General features: G+C 66.6%; 15 protein-coding genes. 8 read left to right on the top strand and 7 right to left on the bottom strand.

Going from position 1 to position 20,198, the window contains the following annotated elements; all coding sequences use genetic code 11:
* Window positions 1-3 precede the first annotated feature (3 nt).
* From queG to pelG, 8 genes are all read left to right on the top strand, one after another.
* The gene (gene queG, locus VHP37_00465) at window positions 4-1,131 is read left to right on the top strand and encodes a tRNA epoxyqueuosine(34) reductase QueG (protein ID HEX2824788.1); all 1,128 of its coding nucleotides are present in this window, start codon (window positions 4-6) and stop codon (window positions 1,129-1,131) included.
* 302 nt (window positions 1,132-1,433) lie between these two features.
* Complete coding sequence (locus VHP37_00460) at window positions 1,434-4,082, top strand: endo alpha-1,4 polygalactosaminidase (protein ID HEX2824787.1); 2,649 nt, start codon at window positions 1,434-1,436, stop codon at window positions 4,080-4,082.
* Window positions 4,045-7,827 carry a tetratricopeptide repeat protein gene (locus tag VHP37_00455; protein ID HEX2824786.1) on the top strand — a complete coding sequence of 1,261 codons (3,783 nt, stop codon included), beginning with the start codon at window positions 4,045-4,047 and terminating at the stop codon, window positions 7,825-7,827. Before VHP37_00460 ends, VHP37_00455 begins: the two co-directional genes overlap by 38 nt.
* Window positions 7,828-7,854: 27 nt before the next feature.
* Window positions 7,855-8,406, top strand: a complete 552-nt coding sequence (locus VHP37_00450) for a penicillin-binding protein activator LpoB (GenBank protein ID HEX2824785.1) — start codon at window positions 7,855-7,857, stop codon at window positions 8,404-8,406.
* A gap of 44 nt (window positions 8,407-8,450) precedes the next feature.
* Entirely contained in the window at window positions 8,451-9,800 is a 1,350-nt protein-coding gene (locus tag VHP37_00445; GenBank protein HEX2824784.1) for a PelD GGDEF domain-containing protein, read from the top strand.
* Window positions 9,797-10,822 carry a hypothetical protein gene (locus VHP37_00440; protein ID HEX2824783.1) on the top strand — a complete coding sequence of 342 codons (1,026 nt, stop codon included), beginning with the start codon at window positions 9,797-9,799 and terminating at the stop codon, window positions 10,820-10,822. The genes VHP37_00445 and VHP37_00440 overlap by 4 nt, the downstream gene beginning before the upstream one ends.
* Window positions 10,819-12,375, top strand: coding sequence for a GT4 family glycosyltransferase PelF (pelF, locus tag VHP37_00435; GenBank protein HEX2824782.1), 1,557 nt, complete (start codon window positions 10,819-10,821; stop codon window positions 12,373-12,375). The genes VHP37_00440 and pelF overlap by 4 nt, the downstream gene beginning before the upstream one ends.
* Window positions 12,363-13,733 carry an exopolysaccharide Pel transporter PelG gene (pelG, locus tag VHP37_00430; protein ID HEX2824781.1) on the top strand — a complete coding sequence of 457 codons (1,371 nt, stop codon included), beginning with the start codon at window positions 12,363-12,365 and terminating at the stop codon, window positions 13,731-13,733. The genes pelF and pelG overlap by 13 nt, the downstream gene beginning before the upstream one ends.
* Window positions 13,734-13,882: 149 nt before the next feature.
* On the opposite strand, the gene VHP37_00425 is transcribed toward pelG, so the two are convergent.
* The 7 genes from VHP37_00425 to VHP37_00395 form a co-directional block, all read right to left on the bottom strand.
* Window positions 13,883-14,329, bottom strand: a complete 447-nt coding sequence (locus VHP37_00425) for a cupin domain-containing protein (protein HEX2824780.1) — start codon at window positions 14,327-14,329, stop codon at window positions 13,883-13,885.
* Between the two features lie 74 nt (window positions 14,330-14,403).
* On the bottom strand, window positions 14,404-14,889 hold the full coding sequence (locus VHP37_00420; protein ID HEX2824779.1) for a GNAT family N-acetyltransferase: 486 nt from the start codon (window positions 14,887-14,889) through the stop codon (window positions 14,404-14,406).
* A 38-nt stretch (window positions 14,890-14,927) separates the two neighbouring features.
* Window positions 14,928-16,193: an ergothioneine biosynthesis protein EgtB gene (gene egtB, locus VHP37_00415; protein ID HEX2824778.1), complete on the bottom strand. Its 1,266-nt coding sequence runs from the start codon at window positions 16,191-16,193 to the stop codon at window positions 14,928-14,930.
* 77 nt (window positions 16,194-16,270) lie between these two features.
* Window positions 16,271-16,834, bottom strand: coding sequence for a peptide-methionine (R)-S-oxide reductase MsrB (msrB, locus tag VHP37_00410; protein ID HEX2824777.1), 564 nt, complete (start codon window positions 16,832-16,834; stop codon window positions 16,271-16,273).
* Between the two features lie 87 nt (window positions 16,835-16,921).
* Window positions 16,922-18,076, bottom strand: coding sequence for a thiolase (locus VHP37_00405; GenBank protein ID HEX2824776.1), 1,155 nt, complete (start codon window positions 18,074-18,076; stop codon window positions 16,922-16,924).
* Window positions 18,073-18,450 carry an OB-fold domain-containing protein gene (locus tag VHP37_00400; GenBank protein ID HEX2824775.1) on the bottom strand — a complete coding sequence of 126 codons (378 nt, stop codon included), beginning with the start codon at window positions 18,448-18,450 and terminating at the stop codon, window positions 18,073-18,075. The genes VHP37_00405 and VHP37_00400 overlap by 4 nt, the downstream gene beginning before the upstream one ends.
* A 128-nt stretch (window positions 18,451-18,578) precedes the next feature.
* Complete coding sequence (locus tag VHP37_00395; protein HEX2824774.1) at window positions 18,579-20,198, bottom strand: AMP-binding protein; 1,620 nt, start codon at window positions 20,196-20,198, stop codon at window positions 18,579-18,581.

The raw sequence follows: 20,198 nt of genomic DNA, 5'->3' as shown, positions 1-20,198 counted from the left end.
GCTATGGCAGCAGTTGAGCGAGGATGCGCCGCATCGCCCGATTTCGCGGCGCTGGCGCTCGATATCAAGCATTGGGGTGCAGAGCTCGGGTTCCAGCAGGTCGGAATCGCCGATTGCGATCTTGCGAGCGCCGAGCCGCGGCTCCTCGAATGGCTCGAGCGCGGCTGGCACGGCGACATGGATTATATGGCGCGCCACGGCGCGAAGCGGGCGAGGCCGGCCGAGCTCGTCCCGGGAACGCTGCGCGTCATCTCGGTGCGCATGAATTACCTGCCCGAGGCGCGTCCGGCGGCTGACGTGCTCGGCAGACCCGACGCCGCGTACGTGTCGCGCTACGCGGTGGGACGCGATTATCACAAGGTCATGCGCCGCCGCCTGCAGCGGCTGGCGGACCGCATCTCCGACGCGATCGGGCCTTTCAGCTACCGCGCGTTCACCGACAGCGCGCCGGTGATGGAGGTGGAGCTCGCGCGCAAAGCGGGCGTGGGCTGGCGCGGCAAGCACACGCTGCTCCTCAACCGCCAGGCGGGCTCGTACTTTTTCCTGGGCGAGATCTACACCGACCTGCCGCTGCCGGTCGACGCGGCGGTCACCGAGCACTGCGGCTCGTGCACCCGCTGCATCGCCGCGTGCCCGACCGGCGCCATCGTCGGGCCGTATGCGCTCGACGCCCGCCGCTGCATCTCGTACCTCACGATCGAGCACCATGGTTCTATCCCCGAGGACCTGCGGCCGCTGATCGGCAATCGCGTCTACGGCTGCGACGACTGCCAGATCGTCTGCCCGTGGAACCGCTACGCCCAGCTGACCGGCGAAGGCGATTTTGCCGTGCGCAACGGCCTCGACGCCGCATCGCTCGTCGAGCTCTTCGCCTGGAGCGAGGCCGATTTCCACCAGCGCCTCGCCGGCAGCGCGATCCACCGCATCGGCTTCGAGCGCTGGCTGCGCAATATCGCCGTCGCGCTGGGCAATGCGCTCGCCGCGCTCGGCGACGGGGCGGGCGCGGCCGAGATCGGGCGGGCGCTCGAAGCGCGGCGCGACGACCCGTCGGCGCTCGTGCGCGAGCACGTGGCGTGGGCGCTGGCGCAGCGCTCGCCGCGCGTGACAATCTTATCCGGAACAACGGCATAATCCGGTTATGCACATGTGCCGCGCGGCCGGCCCGCGGCGCGGTGCGCCCCCTCATGCCCTCGTCATAGACGCAATGGGGTACGTACGGTAAATTCGGAACGCCTACCTGCCGAAGCTTCATGCACGGTGTCCTTTCCTTCCGGTCGTTTCGCGCGTGCTGTGGAAAGTGCACTCGGGTGTGAGGGGGAGGAGCCGGCGAATTTCCAATAAAAACATCGACGGAAGCGCGACATACCGCAGGCATAAGGCTTGCTGTATGTGCGCGACAATAACAGGGGCCGGGAACACCGATGCTGGTTACGATGCTGCGAAAAAGCGTCGGGCTATTGCTGTTGCTGAGCGCGTGCGCATATGCGGCATCGCCAAACGTTGCATTCTTTTACGGACCGAATCCGCCCTGGGACGAGCTGAGGGCGTTCGACGTCGTCGTCGTCGAGCCCGAGTACGCGCCCGATCCGCGTGCGTATTCCGCCGGCAACACCCAGGTTTTCGCCTACGTCTCGATGGGTGAAGTCGAGCGGACGCGCCCGTACGCCAAGGACCTGCCGCCCGAGTGGATCCCGGGCGCGAACGAGCCGTGGAACAGCGTCGTCATCGACCAGACGCAGGCCCGCTGGCCGCGGTTCCTGATCGACCGGATCATCGCGCCGCTGTGGAAAGCGGGTTACCGCGGCTTTTTTCTCGATACGCTGGATTCCTTCCAGCTGATCTCCAAGACCGACGAAGACCGTGCGAAGCAGGCGGCCGCGCTCGCCGACACCGTGCGCGCGATCCGCAAGGCGTTTCCCGAGGCCAAGCTCATCTTCAACCGGGGCTTCGAGATCCTGCCGCAGCTTCACGGCGAGGCGTACGCGGTGGCGGTGGAGTCGATCTATCGCGGCTGGAACGCGAAAGATTCCAAATACGTCGAGGTGCCGCAGCAGGACCGCGACTGGATCCTCGCTCAGATGAAGCGCGTGCGTGACGAGTACGGCTTGCCCGCCATCGCCATCGAGTACGTGCCGCCCGGGGAGCGCGATCTCGCGCGAGAGACCGCACGGCGCGTCGCGGGCCTCGGTTTCACGCCGTGGGTGACCACCAGCGATCTGGGCTCGCTCGGCGTCGGCGCGATCGAGGTGATGCCGCGCAAGATCCTCATGCTCTACGACAGCCGCGGCAACGAGCTCAACCTGTACGCCGAGCGCGTGCACGCGTTCGCGACCCTGCCGCTCAACTACCTCGGTTACGCCGTCGATTACGCCGACATCAACGCGCCCCTGCCCGCCGGCACCCTGGTCGGACGTTACGCCGGCATCGTCACGTGGTTCGGCGCCGAGCCGCAGGCGAACAAGCAGGCGCTGAACGAGTGGCTCGCCAGGCAGCGCCGTGACGGCATGCGCATCGCGATGCTGGGCACGCTGCCGTTCGCGCCGGCGAGCGATCTCGCGCGCGAGTTCGGCATCGCGGTCTCCGCGCCGCGCGCGCCCGTGCAGCGGCTCACCGCAGTGGTGCGCGATCAGCTCATCGGTTACGAAGACCAGCCCGCGCCCGACGCCCGTTTCTTCGTCCCGCTCGCGGCGAAGGACGCCACGGTGCTGCTGCGACTTCGCAGCAACGGCGGCGACTCGATGGATGCCGCCGCGATGATGCCGTGGGGCGGCTACGCGCTCGCGCCGTACGAGGTGGCGTCGGTCCCCGGCGCGACCGGTTATTACCGATGGATCATCCAGCCTTTCGAATTCCTGCGGCGCGCGCTCGCGCTGCCCGACATGCCGGTGCCCGACGTGACGACCGAGAACGGACGGCGCCTGATGATCGTGCACGTGAACGGCGACGGTTTCGCGGCCGCCGCGGAAGGCGGGCGCACTGCCGGCGAAGCGCTCGGGGAGATCCTGCAGAAATACCGCGTGCCGACCACGGTCGGCGTCGCCGCCGGCGAAACCGCGTCGAACGGCAGGAACCCGCAGCTCTCGCCGATGCTGGAGGCGACGGCACGGCGCATCTTCGCGATACCGCACGTGGAGATCGCGGCGATGCACGAACCCCAGTACGACCTCGGCGCGTCGATCGCCTACGTCAACAGCCTCGCGCCGCCGGCCAAACGTGCGCGCATGGTGTTATGGGGCGGCGACGCCAATCCGCCCGCCGCCACGGTCGCGCGCGCGTTCCAGGAGAACGTGCTGAACATGAACGGCGGCGGCGCGGCGACCACCAAGCAGGGGCGCTCGTACACGCTGGTGTGGCCGATGGGCTTGCGCAAAGGCTCGGGCTTCCAGGTCCACGCGCCGGTGAGCGGGGACGCTACGTTCACCGCCAACTTCTCGCAGCCCGCAGGCTTCGAGCGCGCGATCGAGACGTTCGAGCTCACCGAGATTCCGTATCGCATCAAGCCGATCGACATCCAGTACCAGCCGCTTTCCGCCGCGCGCAGCGATGCGCTGGCCGCGCTGACGAAGGTCTACGACTGGGCGCTCGCGCAGCCGGTGATGAACGTCTACGCCTCCGAGTACGCGCAGAAAGTGCTCGACTTCAACCGCATGGTCGTCGCGCGGTCTGCGGACGGCTGGATGATCCGCGGCGGCGGGACGTTACGTGAGCTGCGCATGCCGTCCTCGCTCGGCGTGCCCGACGTCTCGGCCAGTCGTGCGATCGCGGGCTTCCAGCGGCGCGCCAACGATATTTACGTACACACGGCAGCGCCCGACGCGCTGCTCAGGCTGGCGCCTGACGCGCCCAGCCAACCTTACCTCGTCGAAGCGAACGGCCGCGTCGAGCGCTGGCAGCACGATGGAAGCACCCTGCGATTCGGCCTGCAAGGCTATGTGCCGTTGCGGTTTTCCCTGGCAAACGTGTCCGGCTGCCAGGTCGACGGTGACGCGGGGCCGCTGGCGGGGGTCGCGCAAGGCGGTATGACTCGGTATGAGCTAAAGCAAAATGGCATCGAAAGAATCTCGGTCTCCTGCGCATCCTGAGCCGCCGCGACAGCGCCTCACCTCGCCCTGGACCCTGCTGGGCATCCTGGTGGCGGTGAGTGTCACGCTCGTACTGATCTTCCCGGGTTACCGCGGCTCGCTGGTGCAGCAGGGGCCGGTGACCAAGGAGCGTCCCGAGGACGTCAGCCTTACGTACCTCGCCAAGCTCGCGAAGGAGCAGCCCGGTAATCCGGAGCTGCGCTTCCAGTACGCGCAGAAAGAGCAGGAGGTCGGCAAGACCAAGGCGGCGCGGGCCGCGCTCGAGCCGCTGTACAACCACGCCGATCCGGCGGTGCGCCAGCGCGCCCGCCTGCAGGACTTCAAGCTCCAGATGCAGGAGATGACGGCGCTGCCGCCGAACTCCGCGGAGCGCAAGCGCGAGATGGAGCGGCTGCGCCAGGAGCTCGTCGGGATGAGCCAGTACGAGTGGCCCACGACGGGCTTGCTCGAGCTCGCGACGCTCGCCAATCAGCTCGGCGCGCGCAAGCTGCGCTCGGACATCTATCTGCGCATCGCCAGGAGCGACGAGAAGCAGGAGCGCAAATGGGTGGATGAAGCGGGCGCGGCGGCGCTGGCGGACGGCGAGTATCGCACCGCGTCCGACATCTTCTTCATCGCGATGAACCGCGCGCAGACACGCGAAGACCGCAAGCATTACTTCATGAAAGGCGTCGCGGCGCTGCAGGCGGGCAACATGCCGCGGGAGGCACTGAACGCGGCCGAGCGCAACGCGGGCGACCTGCTCCGCGACGACGACATGCTGCGTTACATGATCCGGCTCGCGCAGGCGTCGAACGAGCCGCAGCGCGCGCAGCAGTACGTGCGGCGGCTGATGCGGATGTCGGAGCAGGGCGCGTTCACGCGCTTCCTCGCGCGCATCGCCGACGTGCTCGTCCCGTCCGCGCACGCCGCCCAGGGCCCGCAGGCGGCGCCGCCGCCTTCGCCGCCCAACGTGATGCGCGGCATGCGGCCTTTCAACAACGACGACTACAAGCTCGCCTACGACGTCTTCCTGTCGAACAAGAACCTGAACGACGCGTATCGCGTCGCCGCGGCGGCGGTGCATCAGGCCCCGAACGACTTCGCGTGGCGCGAGCGCCTCGCCCAGGTGTCGGAGTGGAGCAACCGCTACCCGGAGTCGCTGCAGCAGTGGATGTACATCGCGCGGCGCACCAACCGCCCCGAGGCGTGGCAGGCGGTGCTGCGCCTCGCGCCCGGCCTCAACGACGACGAGGCGCTGCTCGAAGCGATGCGCCACCAGGCCGACCGCGCGCCGCTGACCGAAGGTCAGGTGCGCGCGCTGGCGGACGCGTACGAGCGCGTCGGCCGTTCACGTGAAGCCGCCGACATCCTGCAGCGCGAATACCAGCGCAGCGGCCGCCCCGGGATCCTCGAGCGCCGCGCGAGCCTCCTCGAGCGCATGGGCGACCTCGACGGTTCCATCGCGGCGTATCGCGAGCTCATCCAGCGTACCGGCGCCACCAAGGACCGCGTGATGACGCTGGCGACGCTGCTGATGCTGCGCGGCAGCTACAAGGACGCCTACGATCTCCTCGCCGGTTACCAGTCGTACATGTCGGCGGAGGAGGACAACTACTGGCGCATGCTCTCGAACCTCGCGCGCGAGATGCAGGACGACGCCACGCAACAGCGCGCGCTCAACGTCCTCGTCTCCAGCAGCAAGGTCCAGCCCGACGACCTGAACCGCCTCATCCAGCTCCTCCTCCCGCAGTACCCCGAAGCCGGGGCGCGCCTCGCGGAGTGGGGCTACGACCGCTTCCGGACCACGGACTACCTCATCCTCGCGCTCGGGGTCTACAGCAACCGCCGCGACTGGATCGGGATGCAGCGGGTCTTCGCGAAGCTCACGCCCGAAGTCGAGGCGCAGCTCGTCGCGACCAGCCCGGACTTCCTGATGCTGCGCGGGCAATATCGCAACGCGATCGGCCAGCCGGAGATCGCGCGTCTGGACTACGAGGAAGCGCTGCGCATCGATCCCGAGCACAAGCTCGCGCGGCTGGGTTACATCTGGCACCTCATCGACAACCGCGACCTCGAGCGCCTCAAGCGCCAGATGCAGATCGTGGTCACGAGGGCGAGGACCGATCCCGACTTCGAAGGCGCGGCCGGTGCGGCGTTCGTCATCCTGCAGGACCCGCGCACCGCGCTCGGCTATTTCCAGAAGATCCTCAAGCGCAATCCCGACGACTACCTGTGGCTGCTCAACTACGCCGACGCGCTCGAGCAGGCCAACGAGCCCGACATGGCGTGGCGCGTGCGCAGGCACGCGTGGCTGAAAGTGCGCGAGGAGAAGGCCAAGGTTCCCGAAGGCGAGAACCCGAGCCTGGTGCTGCTGCGCGCCGAAGCGCGGCTCGCCATCACCTTCGAGCCGGGCGATCGCGTCTCGGCGGTGATGCGCCACCTGCTGCGCCAGGACAACGCCCTGGCGCCCGACCCGCAGGATCCTCTGCGGCGCACGCTGGACAACGGCGTGCGCGACATCGCGCTCGCCTGGGCGATCAGCGGCGAGATGTACGAACCGGCCAAGGCGTGGCTCACCCGGCAGTACGCGAAGAACGTCGTCAAGCCGACGTGGGCGGAGTCGCTGCTCGCGGTCGTCGAGAAGGACGTCGAGACCATGCAGCGCCTGCTCGACACCAAGATGGACGACGTGCCGCGTTACGACCGGCACGAGGCGGCGTACCAGACGCAGCAATACAAGCTCGCCGAGGACATCGCCTTCACCGAGCTCGAGAAGCGTCCGCACGACGACGAGATGCACCTGCGCCTCACCAACTCGGTGCTCGCGACGCACAATTACTGGGAAGCCGGCTATACGCGCTTCCGCCGCGGCGCCATCAGCGGCAACGAGTACACCGCCGAGACCGGCATCTGGCTGTCCCCGCGCCTGCGCCTGTCGTTCGACGTCACGCACATCGACATGGGTCTCAACAGCCCCGGCGTGTTCGGCACCATCCCGGGCGACGACACCGCTTACGGCGTGACCGCGCTCTTCAGGCACGCCATCGGCGAGACGCGGCTGTCGGTGTTCCATCGCGACGCGCTCGCCGAGGTGACCGGTTTCCGTATCGTCCACGCGCGGCCGCTGGGCGCCCGTCTCTACGGGCGCATCGGCCTCGCCTACAACGACCGTGCGCTGGAGACCTCGGCCACGACCGTGGGCGCGGTGCGCGACCGTGCCTTCGTCAACGTGCGCTACCAGCCGAGCAAGCGCGAATGGATCATGGGCGAGCTGCAGGCGAGCCGCTACTACACGCAGACCGAGCGCACCTTCATCGGCAGCGGCCACTCGCTGATGTGGGAGACGGGACACCGCTTCCGCACCGAGTACCCGGATCTGCACGTGCGCGCGCAGGGCTCGTTCAACCATTACAACCTGTCGGGCTCCGGCGATGCGTCGAGCTCGATGCTCACGCCCGACGGCACCATCCCGACCTCGTCGTTCTACCTGCCGGGCAGCTTCTCGGTGTACGGCATCTACACCGGCTTCGGCACGTTCTATCGGGAGACGTATACGCGCGCCATACGGCCGTTCGTCGACGTAGGCATTTCGCATAACACCGTGACCGGAATGGGCTACGGCGCGATACTGGGCGCGTCGGGTTCGGTGTTCGGTGCGGACAAGCTGACCCTCTACGCGTCACAGGGGCGTGGAGGCACAGGGACCAACGAGCTGGTGCGGGAAGTTGGGGTGAAGTACATGTACATGTTTGACCGTTTCTAGTGTTGTGAATAAGTAAAGGAGACCATCGTGCGAATCTTGATAGCAATGTTGCTCGCGGCGCTGCTCGCGGCGTGCACTACGACCGACTCACGCAATTACACGACGCCCATGGACGGCAGCGCCAAGTGGGTGATGCTGCCGATCCTCAACCACACCGACGTGCCGCAGGCCGGCCTGCGCGCCGAGGCGATCGTCGAGGGCCTGCTGCGCTCCGGCGGCGTGAACAACATCACGCGCTATCCCGCGATCATGAGCCAGGACACGCTGTTCGAGCCGTCCGAGCGCAAGGTCTACGTCGAAGCCGAGAAGTGGGCGAAGGTGCAGAACGCGCGCTACGCCGTGTACGGCGCGGTCGACGAGTGGCGCTACAAGGTCGGCATCGACGGCGAGCCCGCGGTCGGCGTGGCGCTGCACATCATCGACCTGCAGAGCAACGAGGTCGTGTGGAGCGGGGTGGGCGGCAAGAGCGGCTGGAGCCGCGAATCGCTGTCGGGTGTTGCGCAGAAGCTGATCCGGGAACTGCTCTCGACCGCCAACATCAGCAGCACGGGCGGCTCGCGCACCGCTCGCTGGCAATAAACCGCTCGCGCTTCAAACGAGCCTAAGCACGGAGCTGCCGGCGCATGGACTATAGAACTCAGAAAGAACTGCTTGGCGAAACGCGGCTATCGGCGCTGTTTTCGCCGCTGCTCGCCAACCGCTGGCTGTGGCTGGAGGCCATCATCATCCCGATCATCGGCGTCGGGCTGTGCTATCTGGTGTCTCCGGACGATCCGTTCTTCGTCAACAAGGGCGAGTTTCCGTGGACGTGGTTCGCGCCGATCCTCGTGGCGCTGCGCTACGGCGTCATGGCCGGCATCGTCAGCACCGGCGTCATGTTGATCGGGTGGTTCCTGCTGACACCGATCAACGCGGCGTTTCCGAAGCTGTACTTCCTCGCGGGTCTCATCCTCGTGATGATCGCCGGCGAGTACAGCACCACGTGGCGCACGCGCCTGCGCCGCGTCGGCGAGCTGAACGCGTATCTCACCGAGCGTTTCACGCGCATCATGAATCAGCTCAACGTGCTCCGGTTGTCGCACGATCAGCTGGAGCACGACCTCATCACGCAGCCCGCAACCCTGCGCGATGCGTTGTACGAGCTGCGCATGCTGATGGCCGTGAGAAGCTCGGGGGCTACGCTGCCCGCCGCCCAGGAGATCCTGGTGCTGCTGGCGCACCACTGTCAGCTCGAAGCCGCGGCGATCTACGAGATCTCCGACGGCAGCTACGTTCAGCGGGCGAAGCTCGGCGACCCGCCGCCGGTCAAGCCCAACGACAGCCTGCTCGAGTACGCGCTGGAGAAGCGCACGCTCGCGCACCTGCAGACCGAGGGTCTCGGCAACGAGATCCCCACCGAGCACCTCGTCGTCGCGCCCATCCTCACCAGCGGCGACCAGCTCCTCGGCGTGCTCGTGGTCACGCGCATGCCGTTCTTCGCCCTGAACGAGGACACGCTGCGCACGATGTCGCTGCTCCTCGGTCTCTACGCCGACAGCGTCGTGGTCTCCGACGACGTCGGCCAGGTGATGACGCGCGTGCCGCGCTGCCCGTACGACTTCGCCGACGAGATGGTCAAGCTGGTTCGCATGCAGCGCGAGTTCGGCATCAACAGCCACGTCGTGGTGCTCCAGTTCCAGCCACACCCCGAGCGCGTCGACATGATCCTCTTCGCGACCCGCCTGAGAAGACGATTCGACGTGCAATGGCAGTTCGGCGGCGGCGAGCGCGAGTCGACCGGTATCGCCAACCTGATGCCGCTCGCCAGCGACATCGCGGTGCGCGGTTACCTCGAGCGGATGGAGAACGCGCTGCGTGACCGCTTCGGCGGCGACTTCGAGACGCTGCACGTCAGGCCGTACGTGATCTCGATGGAGCAGCACGACCCGCTCGCCGTGCTCGGCCGCATCGTCACCGGAGAATCCGCAGCATGATCACCCTGATCGTCGGGCTGCTCGCCCTTGTCCTCGAAGTCGTCGCCGTGATGTGGCTGACGCCGTTCCAGGAGGGCAACCCGACGCAGCTCCTCGGTTTCCTGCTCGTGCACGGGCTCGCGAGCCTGTGCCTGTCCGCGTTCGTCGCGGCCGCGCTGCCGCCGCACCTGCGCCGCCCGGTCGCTCCGGTGATCGTGCTCCTGTTCGGTTTTTCGTTCTTCATCCCGGTGCTCGGCCTGATCGGCATGGTCATCGCTGCCCTGGTCTCCAAGTATCTGCCGCGCCACGTGCCCGAGCTGCCGTACGCCGAGATCCCGCCGATCGAATTCGAATTCCCGCCTCGCGAGATTCGCGAGCGCACGAAGTACGGTCCCGGCGGTTTGACCGCGCGCCTGCGCGACTCCGGCGTGCCCAAGGAGACGCGCTTCAAGTCGCTGCTGGCGCTGCAGGGCATGCCGCCCAAGATCGCGAACCCGCTGCTGCAGGAGATGCTGGGCGACACCGCCGACGAAGTGCGGCTGGTCGCCTACGGCATCCTCGACAATCAGGAAAAGAACATCAACCAGCTCGTGCACGAAGAGCTCGACAACCTGCAACAGGCCAACAATCCCGAAACCCGGCTCATCGTGCTGCGGCGCCTGGCCGAGCTGTACTGGGAGCTCGTCTACGGCGGACTGGTGCACGGCGACGTGCGCGCGCACGCGATGGGCGAGACCGAGCGCTATCTCGACGAGGCGATGCGGCTCGCGCCCGAGGACGCCGGGCTGTGGTTCCTCAAGGGCAAGCTCCTCATCTTCAAGCGCGATCCGGCGGCGGAGGCGGCCCTCCACCGCGCGGTGTCGAACGGCATCGAGGAATCGCGCGTGCTGGCGTATCTCGGCCAGATGGCCTTCGAGCGGCGCGACTACGCACAGGTGCGCCGGATTTTCAGCTCGTTGTCCGAAGGCCAGTATTCGCCGCGGCTGAAGGCGGCGGTCCGGTACTGGTCGCGCGGCGCGGACGTCGGGGGTAGGGCGGCATGAAATTCAGGAAAGACAAGGACAAGAAGCGCGAGCCGCTGCCGGGCGAACGCCAGGCCAGCGAAGCCGACATCGGCTTGCTGCTCGAAGGCACGTTCCCGTACGTCGCCGGCGGCGTGTCGAGCTGGGTCAACCAGATGATCCGCGGCTTCCCGGACGTGCGCTTCGCGGTCGTGTTCGTCGGCAGCCTCGAAGAGGAATACGGCGAGCAGAAATACGAGCTGCCGCAGAACGTGGTGCACTTCGAGCGCCACTACCTCTACGCCAAGCGCGCCGCGCCCGAGATCGAGAAGATCGAAGGCGATCCGGCGACCTTCGCTGTGGTCGAAGAGATGCACCGCTACTTCCGCGCGCCGCACGCGCACGCCGAAGGGCGCGAGCTCTTCAAGCAGCTCGCGCCGGAGCTCGCGGGCGGGCGCCTCAACAACGAGGACTTCCTCTACAGCCATCGCTCGTGGGAATTCATCTCGGCGCAGTACCGCGAGTTCTCGTCGGACCCGTCGTTCGTCGATTACTTCTGGACCGTGCGCACCATGCACGCGCCGATCTGGGTGCTGGCGGACATCGCCAAGAACCTGATCCCGTGCAAGGCGTATCACACCGTGTCGACCGGTTACGCGGGCCTGCTGGGCGCGCTGCTCAAATACCGCACCGGCAAGCCGCTCATCCTGTCCGAGCACGGCATTTACACCAAGGAACGGCGGATCGACCTCTTCAACGCGCACTGGATCCCGGACAACCGCGTGATCTTCCAGCGCGACCCGACGGAGATCGCCTACTTCCGCCAGATGTGGATGCGCTTCTTCGAAGGCATCGGCAAGATCTGTTACGACGCGTCGGACTCGATCATCGCGCTGTTCGAAGGCAATCGCCGCCGGCAGATCGAGGACGGCGCCGACGCTGCGCGCACCACCAACATCCCGAACGGCATCGACGTCGCGCGCTACGGGCCGCTGCGCTCGCAACGTCCGGCGAGAACGCCGCCGGTGCTCGCGCTGATCGGCCGCGTGGTGCCGATCAAGGACGTGATGACGTTCGTGCGCGCGATGCGCACCGTGATCAACCGTCTCCCCGAAGCCGAAGGCTGGATCATCGGACCGGAGGACGAGGATCCCGAATACGCGCAGGAATGCCACAACCTCGCGATCGGGCTGGGCCTGCAGGACAAGGTGAAGTTTCTCGGCTTCCAGTCGATGACCGACGTGCTGCCGCAGATCGGCTGCGTGGCGCTCTCCTCGATCTCCGAAGCGCTGCCGCTCGTGCTGCTAGAAGGCTTCGCCGCGGGCGTGCCGGCGGTCGCGACCGACGTCGGCGCGTGCCGCCAGCTCGTCTACGGTCTCGACGCCGAAGACCAGGCGATCGGCGCCGCGGGCTCGATCGTCGGCATCGCCGATCCGCAGTCGCTCGCGAGCGCGGCGCTCGAGCTGCTCACCGACAAGCAGAAGTGGCAGACCGCGAGTGACGCGGCGGTGCGGCGGGTCGAGACCTACTACAGGCAGGAACAGATGTTCGAGCGCTACCGCTCGGTCTACGAGGAACACGCATGGCGGGCATAGGGTTCGAGTTCCGGAAGCTCCTCCAGAAAGATACTTACTGGGGCATCTTCCAGGCGTACGGCTACTCGGGCGTGGTCAGCTCGGGGCCGTGGATACTGTCGATCATCGGCATCCTGCTGGTCGGTATCTACAGCGCTACGACGGTGCAGCCGCCGGTGGCGGTGGTGCAGTTCCAGGTGTCGATCACGAACCTGTTCATGGCTTCGCTGATCCTCACCGGCATCATCCAGCTCGCGTACACGCGCTACATCGCCGATCGGCTCTTCGAGAAGCGTACCGACCTCGTCACGCCCACGTTCAACGGGCTGCTGATGGTCACGGTGCTCACCAGCGGCATCCTCGGCACGGCCGCGGTCTTCTTCCTCTTCCCCGACCAGAGCAACCTCTACCGGCTGCTCATGCTCGGCGCGTTCGTCATCATGTGCTGCATCTGGGACTGCACGATCATCCTGTCGGGTCTCAAGCAGTACAAGGTGATCGTCACGATGTTCGGCGTCGGCTACATCATCGTGGTCGGCGGCGGTCTGCTCCTGTCGCGCATGGGGATCGACGGGCTGATGCTCGCGTTCGTGCTCGGCCATTTCGTGCTGCTCATGGGCATGCTGCTCATGATCTTCAGGAACTACCCGGGCAACGTCTTCATCGGCTTCGATTTCCTCGACAAGCGCCGCATCTACATCAGCCTCGCGTTCACCGGGCTCTTCTACAACCTCGGCATCTGGATCGACAAGATCATGTTCTGGTACAACCCGGACACCGGGAACCAGATCGTCGGTCTCTTACACCACTCGCCGATCTACGACCTGCCGGTGTTCCTCGCGTACTTGTCGATCATGCCGGGCATGGCGGTGTTCCTGGTGCGCATCGAGACCGACTTCGTCGACTTCTACCAGAAGTTCTACGACGCGGTGCGCGACGGCGGCTCGCTCGACTACCTCAACGAGATCCGCGACGAGATGGTGTTCGCGATCCGCCAGGGCATCTTCGAGATCATCAAGATCCAGGGCATCACGGTGCTGATCGTGTTCATCGCCGGACCGGCGATGCTCGCGGCCGCGGGAATCGCCGAGATCAACCTGGCATTGCTGTACGTCCAGGTCGTCGGCGCCAGCCTGCAGGTGGTCTTCCTGGGACTGCTGAACGTGTTCTTCTATCTGGACAAGCGGATCATCGTGATGATCCTGACGCTGTCCTTCGTCATCCTCAACATCGTGATGACGTGGGTGTCGTTCTATCTCGGCTCGGCGTTCTACGGCTACGGCTACGCGCTGTCGCTGCTCATCGTGGTGCTGATCGCCATGCAGTGGCTGGAGCGGAGGCTGTCGCAGCTCGAATACGAAACGTTCATGCTTCAATGAGCCGCTACGCGGCTCGTTGAAGCGTTCCGGTTACGCCAAGGAGGGAAACCAAGGTTTCCCTCCTTGGACCTCCCTTTCCTTTTCCACCTGTAGCTGACCGACGCTCCTCACGTAGGGTGTGTTAGCGGCGAAGCCGCGTAACGCACCGCCTAAGGTTCGGGGACTGTTGCGGGCTTCGTGGGGTCGGAGACCTGGATCACCAGGTACTTCACCGTCGTCTTCGCGTCGCCGTTGCGCGAGACCGCATGGAGTGAATTCGGCGGCTCGTAGAACGTCTGCCCCGGGCCGAGCTTCTGCACCGGCCCGTCGTTCAGCCTGAATTCGTACGTGCCCTCGAGGATGTAGCCGAACGTGTGGCTGCCCGGATGGCGGTGCGGCGGGCTGCCGCTGCCCGGATCGCGCTCGGTGCGGCGGATCGTCACTACCCGGCCCATGACGTCGTCCATCGTCGTCTTGAAGAGATCGATCTGACGCGTGCCGGCGGGGGTTGGGATCTGGGCGTGGGCTGTGGAGAAGTCCGGCGCGCCCGACATTGCCAGCCAAGTTACTGCCGAGGCGGCGACAGCGACTGCCGCATGCGATGCAAGTCGTTTCATTGAGTCCCCCCGGACAAAACCGGGGTCAGACCCCAAAAAGGCCGGGGTCTGACCCCGAGTTACCAAGCGGGCTTTCAGCCCGCTTGCGGATTGGGTATGTGCCTTCGGATGTCGCGGGACATCCGCAGCGCGGTCTCGACGCCGCGGTAGTAGCCCGGCACGTAAGCGCCTTCCTGGAATCCGAGCAGCCGGTAGAACGAGCGCGCGCCGTAGTTGTTGGCGCGCAGCTCGAGCGTGACGGTGGTGACGCCGGCGGTCAGCGCCGATTCCTCGATCCACTCGATCAGCGCGCGGCCGATGCCGCAGCGCTGGTGCGTAGGCTTGACCGCGAGGAGGGACAGGTGCGCCTGCGTGTCGCCGAACTCGGCGATCGCGTACCCGACGAGGCGCGACTGCACTTCGGCGACGAGGACGAGGGTCGAGCGCGTGTGAATCGCCTTGGCGACGCGCTCCGGCGGCCACGACCATCCGCGCAGGCCGACCTCGACGAGATAGCGCGACATGACCGCGATCTCGTACGCGTCGCCGGGGACGGCGAGCCTGAAAGTCGGCTGGACCATGAGGCCAGTATACCGGCGGGGGCCCTGCCCGCAAGCGATCAGGCGTCGCGCGCGAGGCGTATCCCGGTGAAGGGCCAGCGGTCCGGCGGGTAGAAGAAGTTGCGATAGCCCGCGCGGATGTGCGAGCGCGGCGTCGCGCAGCAGCCGCCGCGCAGCACGTACTGGTTCGCCATGAACTTGCCGTTGTATTCGCCGAGCGCGCCTTCGAGCGGGCGGTAGCCGGGGTAGGGCGCATAGCCCGAAGACGTCCATTCCCACACGTCGCCGTACCACTGGCGATCGCTCTGCGAAGACGCCGCGCGCGGGTGGTAGGCGCCCGACTCGACGAAGTTGCCCTCGATCGTCTCGCCCGCGTCCGCGCACTCCCACTCGGCCTCGGACGGCAGGCGGGCGTTGCGCCAGCGAGCATAGGCGTCGGCTTCGTACCAGCTCACGTGGCAGACCGGCTGCGCCGGATCGACCGGCCGCAGCCCCGACAAAGTGAATTCGTGCCACTCGCCGTCGACGTCGACCCAGTACAGCGGCGCGGCCCAGCGCCGCTCCTGCACCGCCGCCCAGCCGTCGGACATCCACAGGTCCGGGCGCGAGTAACCGCGGTCGGCCATGAACTCGAGGTATTCACCGTTCGTCACGGGGCGTGAAGCGATCCGGTAGTCGCGCAGGAAGACCTTGTGCCGCGGCGACTCGTTGTCGAATGCGAACGCATGGCCGGCATGACCGATCTCGCGGATGCCGCCCGGAAAATCCAGCCAGCGCTGCGCGGGCGCTTCGACGGGCGCCGGCGGCTGCGCCGCGCCGTAAACGGGATACAGCGGGTTCGCGTAGAAGTTGCGCTTGATGTCCATGAGCAGCAGCTCCTGGTGCTGCTGCTCGTGGTGCATGCCGAGCGTCACGCGCCGGTCGACTTCGGCGCGATGCTCGACCGGGGCGGCCGCGATGAGCTCTCCCATGTGGCGGTCGACGTGGGCGCGGTATTCATACACCTGCGGCACGGTCGGCCGCGACAGCACGTGCCGCTGCGCCCGCGGGTGAAAGGGGCCGACGGTGTTGTAGTACGAGTTGTAGATGCGCTCGTAGCGCGCATCGAGCGGCTCGTAGCCGCGCAGGAAAGGCTTCAGCAGGAAGGTCTCGAAGAACCACGTGACGTGCGCGAGGTGCCACTTGGGCGGGCTCGCGTCGATCACGCTCTGGACCTGGTAGTCGTCGGTCTCCAGCGGCGCGCAGAGCGCCTCGCTGCGCTGCCTGACTTCCCGATAGCCGCAATCGATCTCCGGCAGCGGCGCCGTACGCTGGGTCGCGAGCATGCTTGTCCTCCCTTTTTCCACATCCGCGGCAGGAGAGCAAGCGCCGGGCCGCGTCCGGGAATGCGACGACGCCTAGCTTACGCCTTCGCGCTCTTCGGTATGAACTTCAGCGCCACGCCGTTGTTGCAGTAGCGCAGGCCGGTCGGCTTCGGGCCGTCGTTGAATACGTGGCCGTGGTGAGCGCCGCAGCGTGCGCAGTGGTACTCGGTGCGCGGGTAGACGAGCAGGTAGTCGGTCTTGGTCTCGAAGACCTCGGGTATGGTCGTGAAGAAGCTCGGCCAGCCGGTGCCGCTGTCGAACTTCATGTCGGACGTGAAGAGCGGCAGGTCGCAGCCCGCGCACGCGAAGACGCCGGCGCGCTTCTCGCGGTCGAGCGGGCTCGATCCGGCGCGCTCGGTGCCTTCCTCGCGCATCACGTGGTACTGGAACTTCTCGAGGCGCTTCTTCCAGTCGTCGTTGGAGAGCTTGACCTTGTCGGCGGGCGAGGGCGTCTTGACGCCTTCGGCGAGCAGGAGCCGCCAGTTCTTCTGCAGCGCCTCCACCTGCTTCGAGGCCATGCTCTGTTGAGCGCTGTGGGCGCCGACGAGCGTCCCGCCCGCGGCCACGGCAAAAAGGCTTTGGAGCCAGGTCCTTCGGTTCATCGTGATCCTCCTTCGGCTGTGAGACCGCCGGCCGGGGACTGAATTCCCCGGCCGTATCGCGCGTTCGTCGGGCGGCGCCGCCTTAACTTACAGCGCGGCTTCCGAACCGAAGATCACGGTGCACTGGCTGGACAGCACGCCGCCGTTGCCGTGCGCGAGCGCGATGTCGCAGCCCGGCACCTGGCGCTCGCCGGCCTCGCCGCGCACCTGCCGGATCGCCTCGATCATGACCAGCAGCCCGTACATGCCCGGGTGGCAGTACGAGAGACCGCCGCCGCTGGTGTTGACCGGCAGCTTGCCGCCCGGGGCGATGGTGCCGCCCTGCACGAAGCGGCCGCCTTCGCCCTTGGGGCAGAAACCCAGGTCTTCGAGGAACAGGATCGGGGTGATCGTGAACGCGTCGTACAGCGACAGCATATCGACGTCTTTCGGGCCGATGCCGGCCATCGCGTACGCCTTCGGCCCCGATTCCGATGCCGCGCTGACCGTGAGGTCGGGCATGCTCGAGATGTTGGCGTGGCTCAGCGCTTCGCCGACGCCGAGCACGTAGACCGGCTTCTTCTTGAGCGTCTTGGCGCGCGCCGCCGAGGTGAGCACGATCGCGCCGCCGCCGTCGACGACGAGGCAGCAGTCGCGCACCGTGAACGGGTAGGAGACCATGCGCGCGTTGAGCACCTGCTCGATCGTCAGCGGCTCTTTTTCCCACGCTTTCGGGTTCTTCAGCGCCCATTGGCGCGCGGAAACCGCCACTTCGGCGAGCTGCTCGCGCGTCGTGCCGAACTGGTGCATGTGACGCGCGGCGGCCATCGCGTAAGCGCTGATCGGCAGGATCGGCCGGTACGGCGACTCGTAGTAGTTGTACTCGCGGGGCGAGGCGGCGGCGCGCGAGACCGAGCGCTGCGTGCTGCCGTAGGCGATCACCGCGACTTCGCACAGGCCGTGCTCGATCGCGGCCTGCGCGTGCGCGACGTGCGTCATGAACGACGAGCCGCCGATGATCGTGCCGTCGAAGTACTTCGGCTTGATGCGCAGGTATTCCGCGAGCGCCATCGGGCCCATGCGCACCTGGGTCGCGGCCACGAAGAGACCGTCGACGTCCTTCAGCGTGAGGCCGGCGTCGTCCAGCGCGCGGATCGTCGCCTGCGCCATGAGGTCGAGCGGGCTGGTGTTCGGCGCAACCAGGCCGAGGTCGGATTCGTCCGCGCCGACGACCGCGATGCTGCCTTTCCTGAGGGTCGTCATTTCGCGCCCTCCGGAGTGAAGACGGGATAGGGCTGCTGCTTTTCATCCCCGGGATGCGCCTTGAACTTCACGCGCATGCCGATCTTCACGTCCATCGAGGCTATGCCTTCGACACGGCTCATCAGGCGAAAGCCTTCGTCCATGTCGATCAGCGCGACGTTCAGCGGCGCCTCGCCCTTGAAGTGCATCGTGGTCGTCGAATAGACCGTGCCGAGTCCCTTCGACACGCGCCACTCGAGCTTGCCGCCGGTCTGCGGCGCGACGGCGCGCGGATAGAAGACCGGCTTGCCGTCTTCGGTGACCTGGTAGGCGAGCTCGCCTTTCCTGATGTGCTCGATGTAAGTCCCGAGCGGGGATTGTTCTGCAAGATTCATGTGATTCCTCATGCGACGTCAAAATGGATTCCCGCCTGCGCGGGAATGACGATGACTGTTTTACCTCTGCGTCCTCTGCGGTTCGAGCCTTTTAACGGTGCGTTACGCCGCTTTGCGGCTAACGCACCCTACGTTTGCTTCTCCGACAGGCCGAAGTCGATCAATGCCTGCGCGCGTAATTTGTTCTTCTGCACCTTGTTGCTGCCGGTCATGCCGATATCGTCGAACGTCGTCACGATGCGCACGTAGCGCGGCACCCGGAAGTTCGCCATCCGCGACTTGCTCCAGTCGATGATCTCTTCCGGCGTGGCGCGCTCGCCTTCGCGCAGTATGACGTACGCCGCCGGCACTTCGATGAGCCGCGGATCGGGCACGCCGATCACCTGCGCCTGCTTGATCTTGGGGTGCTTGTGCAGCACGTCTTCGACCTCGGCGGGCGCGACGTTCTCGCCGCCGACCCGGAACACGTCCTTGATGCGGCTCGCGAAGCGCAGCCGCCCGTCCTCGTCCATGATCCCGTAGTCGCCGGTGTGCAGCCAGCCCTGCGCGTCGATCGCTTTGGCGGTCTGCTCGGGCATCTTGTAATAGCCCTTCATCACGCTCCAGCCGCGGACCAGGATCTCGCCCGTAGCGCCGGGCGGGAGCTCCTTGCCGGTCTCCGGATCGGCGATCGAGACGTCCAGCCCTTCGAGCACGTGGCCCCAGCCGTTGACGCGCTTGTCGAGGTCGTCGTGGTGCCAGGACATGCTGACGTTGGGCGACGCTTCGGAAAGGCCGTAGGCGTGACACAGCCCTTTCATGCCCAGGCGCTCGATCGCGAGCCGCGACACCTCCGGGCCGGCCGACGCCCAGCCGCCGCGCAGCTTGAGCGGATAGCGATCGAAGTCCGGCGCGTTGAGGATCATCAGGAACATCGTGTCGTTCCCCGAGGTGTGCGTGCACGCTTCCTCGGACATGATGCGCAACGCCTGCGAGCCGTCGAAGGTCTCGGACGAGATCAGGCACGCGCCGACCGCGAGCGCCGCCAGCAGCGACAGGGTCGAGCCGGCGACGTGGTAGAAGACTCGCGAGCTGTAATAGCGGTCGGCCTGTTTCAGGTCGAAGCGCTCGGCGACGTAAGCCGCGTTGCGCAGCATGTTGTCGTGCGTGAGCATCACGCCTTTGGGATACGACGTGGTGCCCGACGTGAACTGCATCAGCAGGACGTCGCCCGGCGTGACGTCGTCGAACTCGGGCACGTCGTGCGTGATGCCGAGCGCGAGCATGTCGTCGAAACGGATCGCGGCCCTGGGCACGTTACTGCCCAGCACGACGACGTTCTCCAGCTTCGGAAGCGCGGCGTCGGGCAGCGTCGAGTCGATCGCAGGGCAGATCCCGCGGAGCATCTCGACGAAATCGATCCTGAGGAAGCGGTCGACGACGAAGAGCAGCTTCACGTCCGCCTGCTCGAGGCAGTAGGCGAGCTCGTCCGCCTTGAAGCGCGTATTGACCGGCACCGTCACCGCGCCGATGGTCGCGGCGGCGTAGAAGAAGAGCGCCCACTCGACGGTATTGCCCATGCAGACCGCGACATGGTCGCCGCGCCTGACGCCGAGGGCGCGCAGGCCTTGCGCGGTCTCGTCCACGCGCCGTTTGAGCTGCGCGTAGTCGAGCCGCTGCACGCCGATGACCAGCGCCTCCTGCTCGGGAAAAAGCTCGGCGTCGCGCGTCAGCACGTCGGCGAGCGTCTGGGCGTTCCACTGCGCCAT

This window comes from Burkholderiales bacterium (assembly GCA_036262035.1).
GTDB lineage: Bacteria > Pseudomonadota > Gammaproteobacteria > Burkholderiales > SG8-41 > JAQGMV01.
The sequence above is the reverse complement of the archived record's forward strand: the minus strand, read 5'-3'. Positions and strand labels throughout refer to the sequence as shown.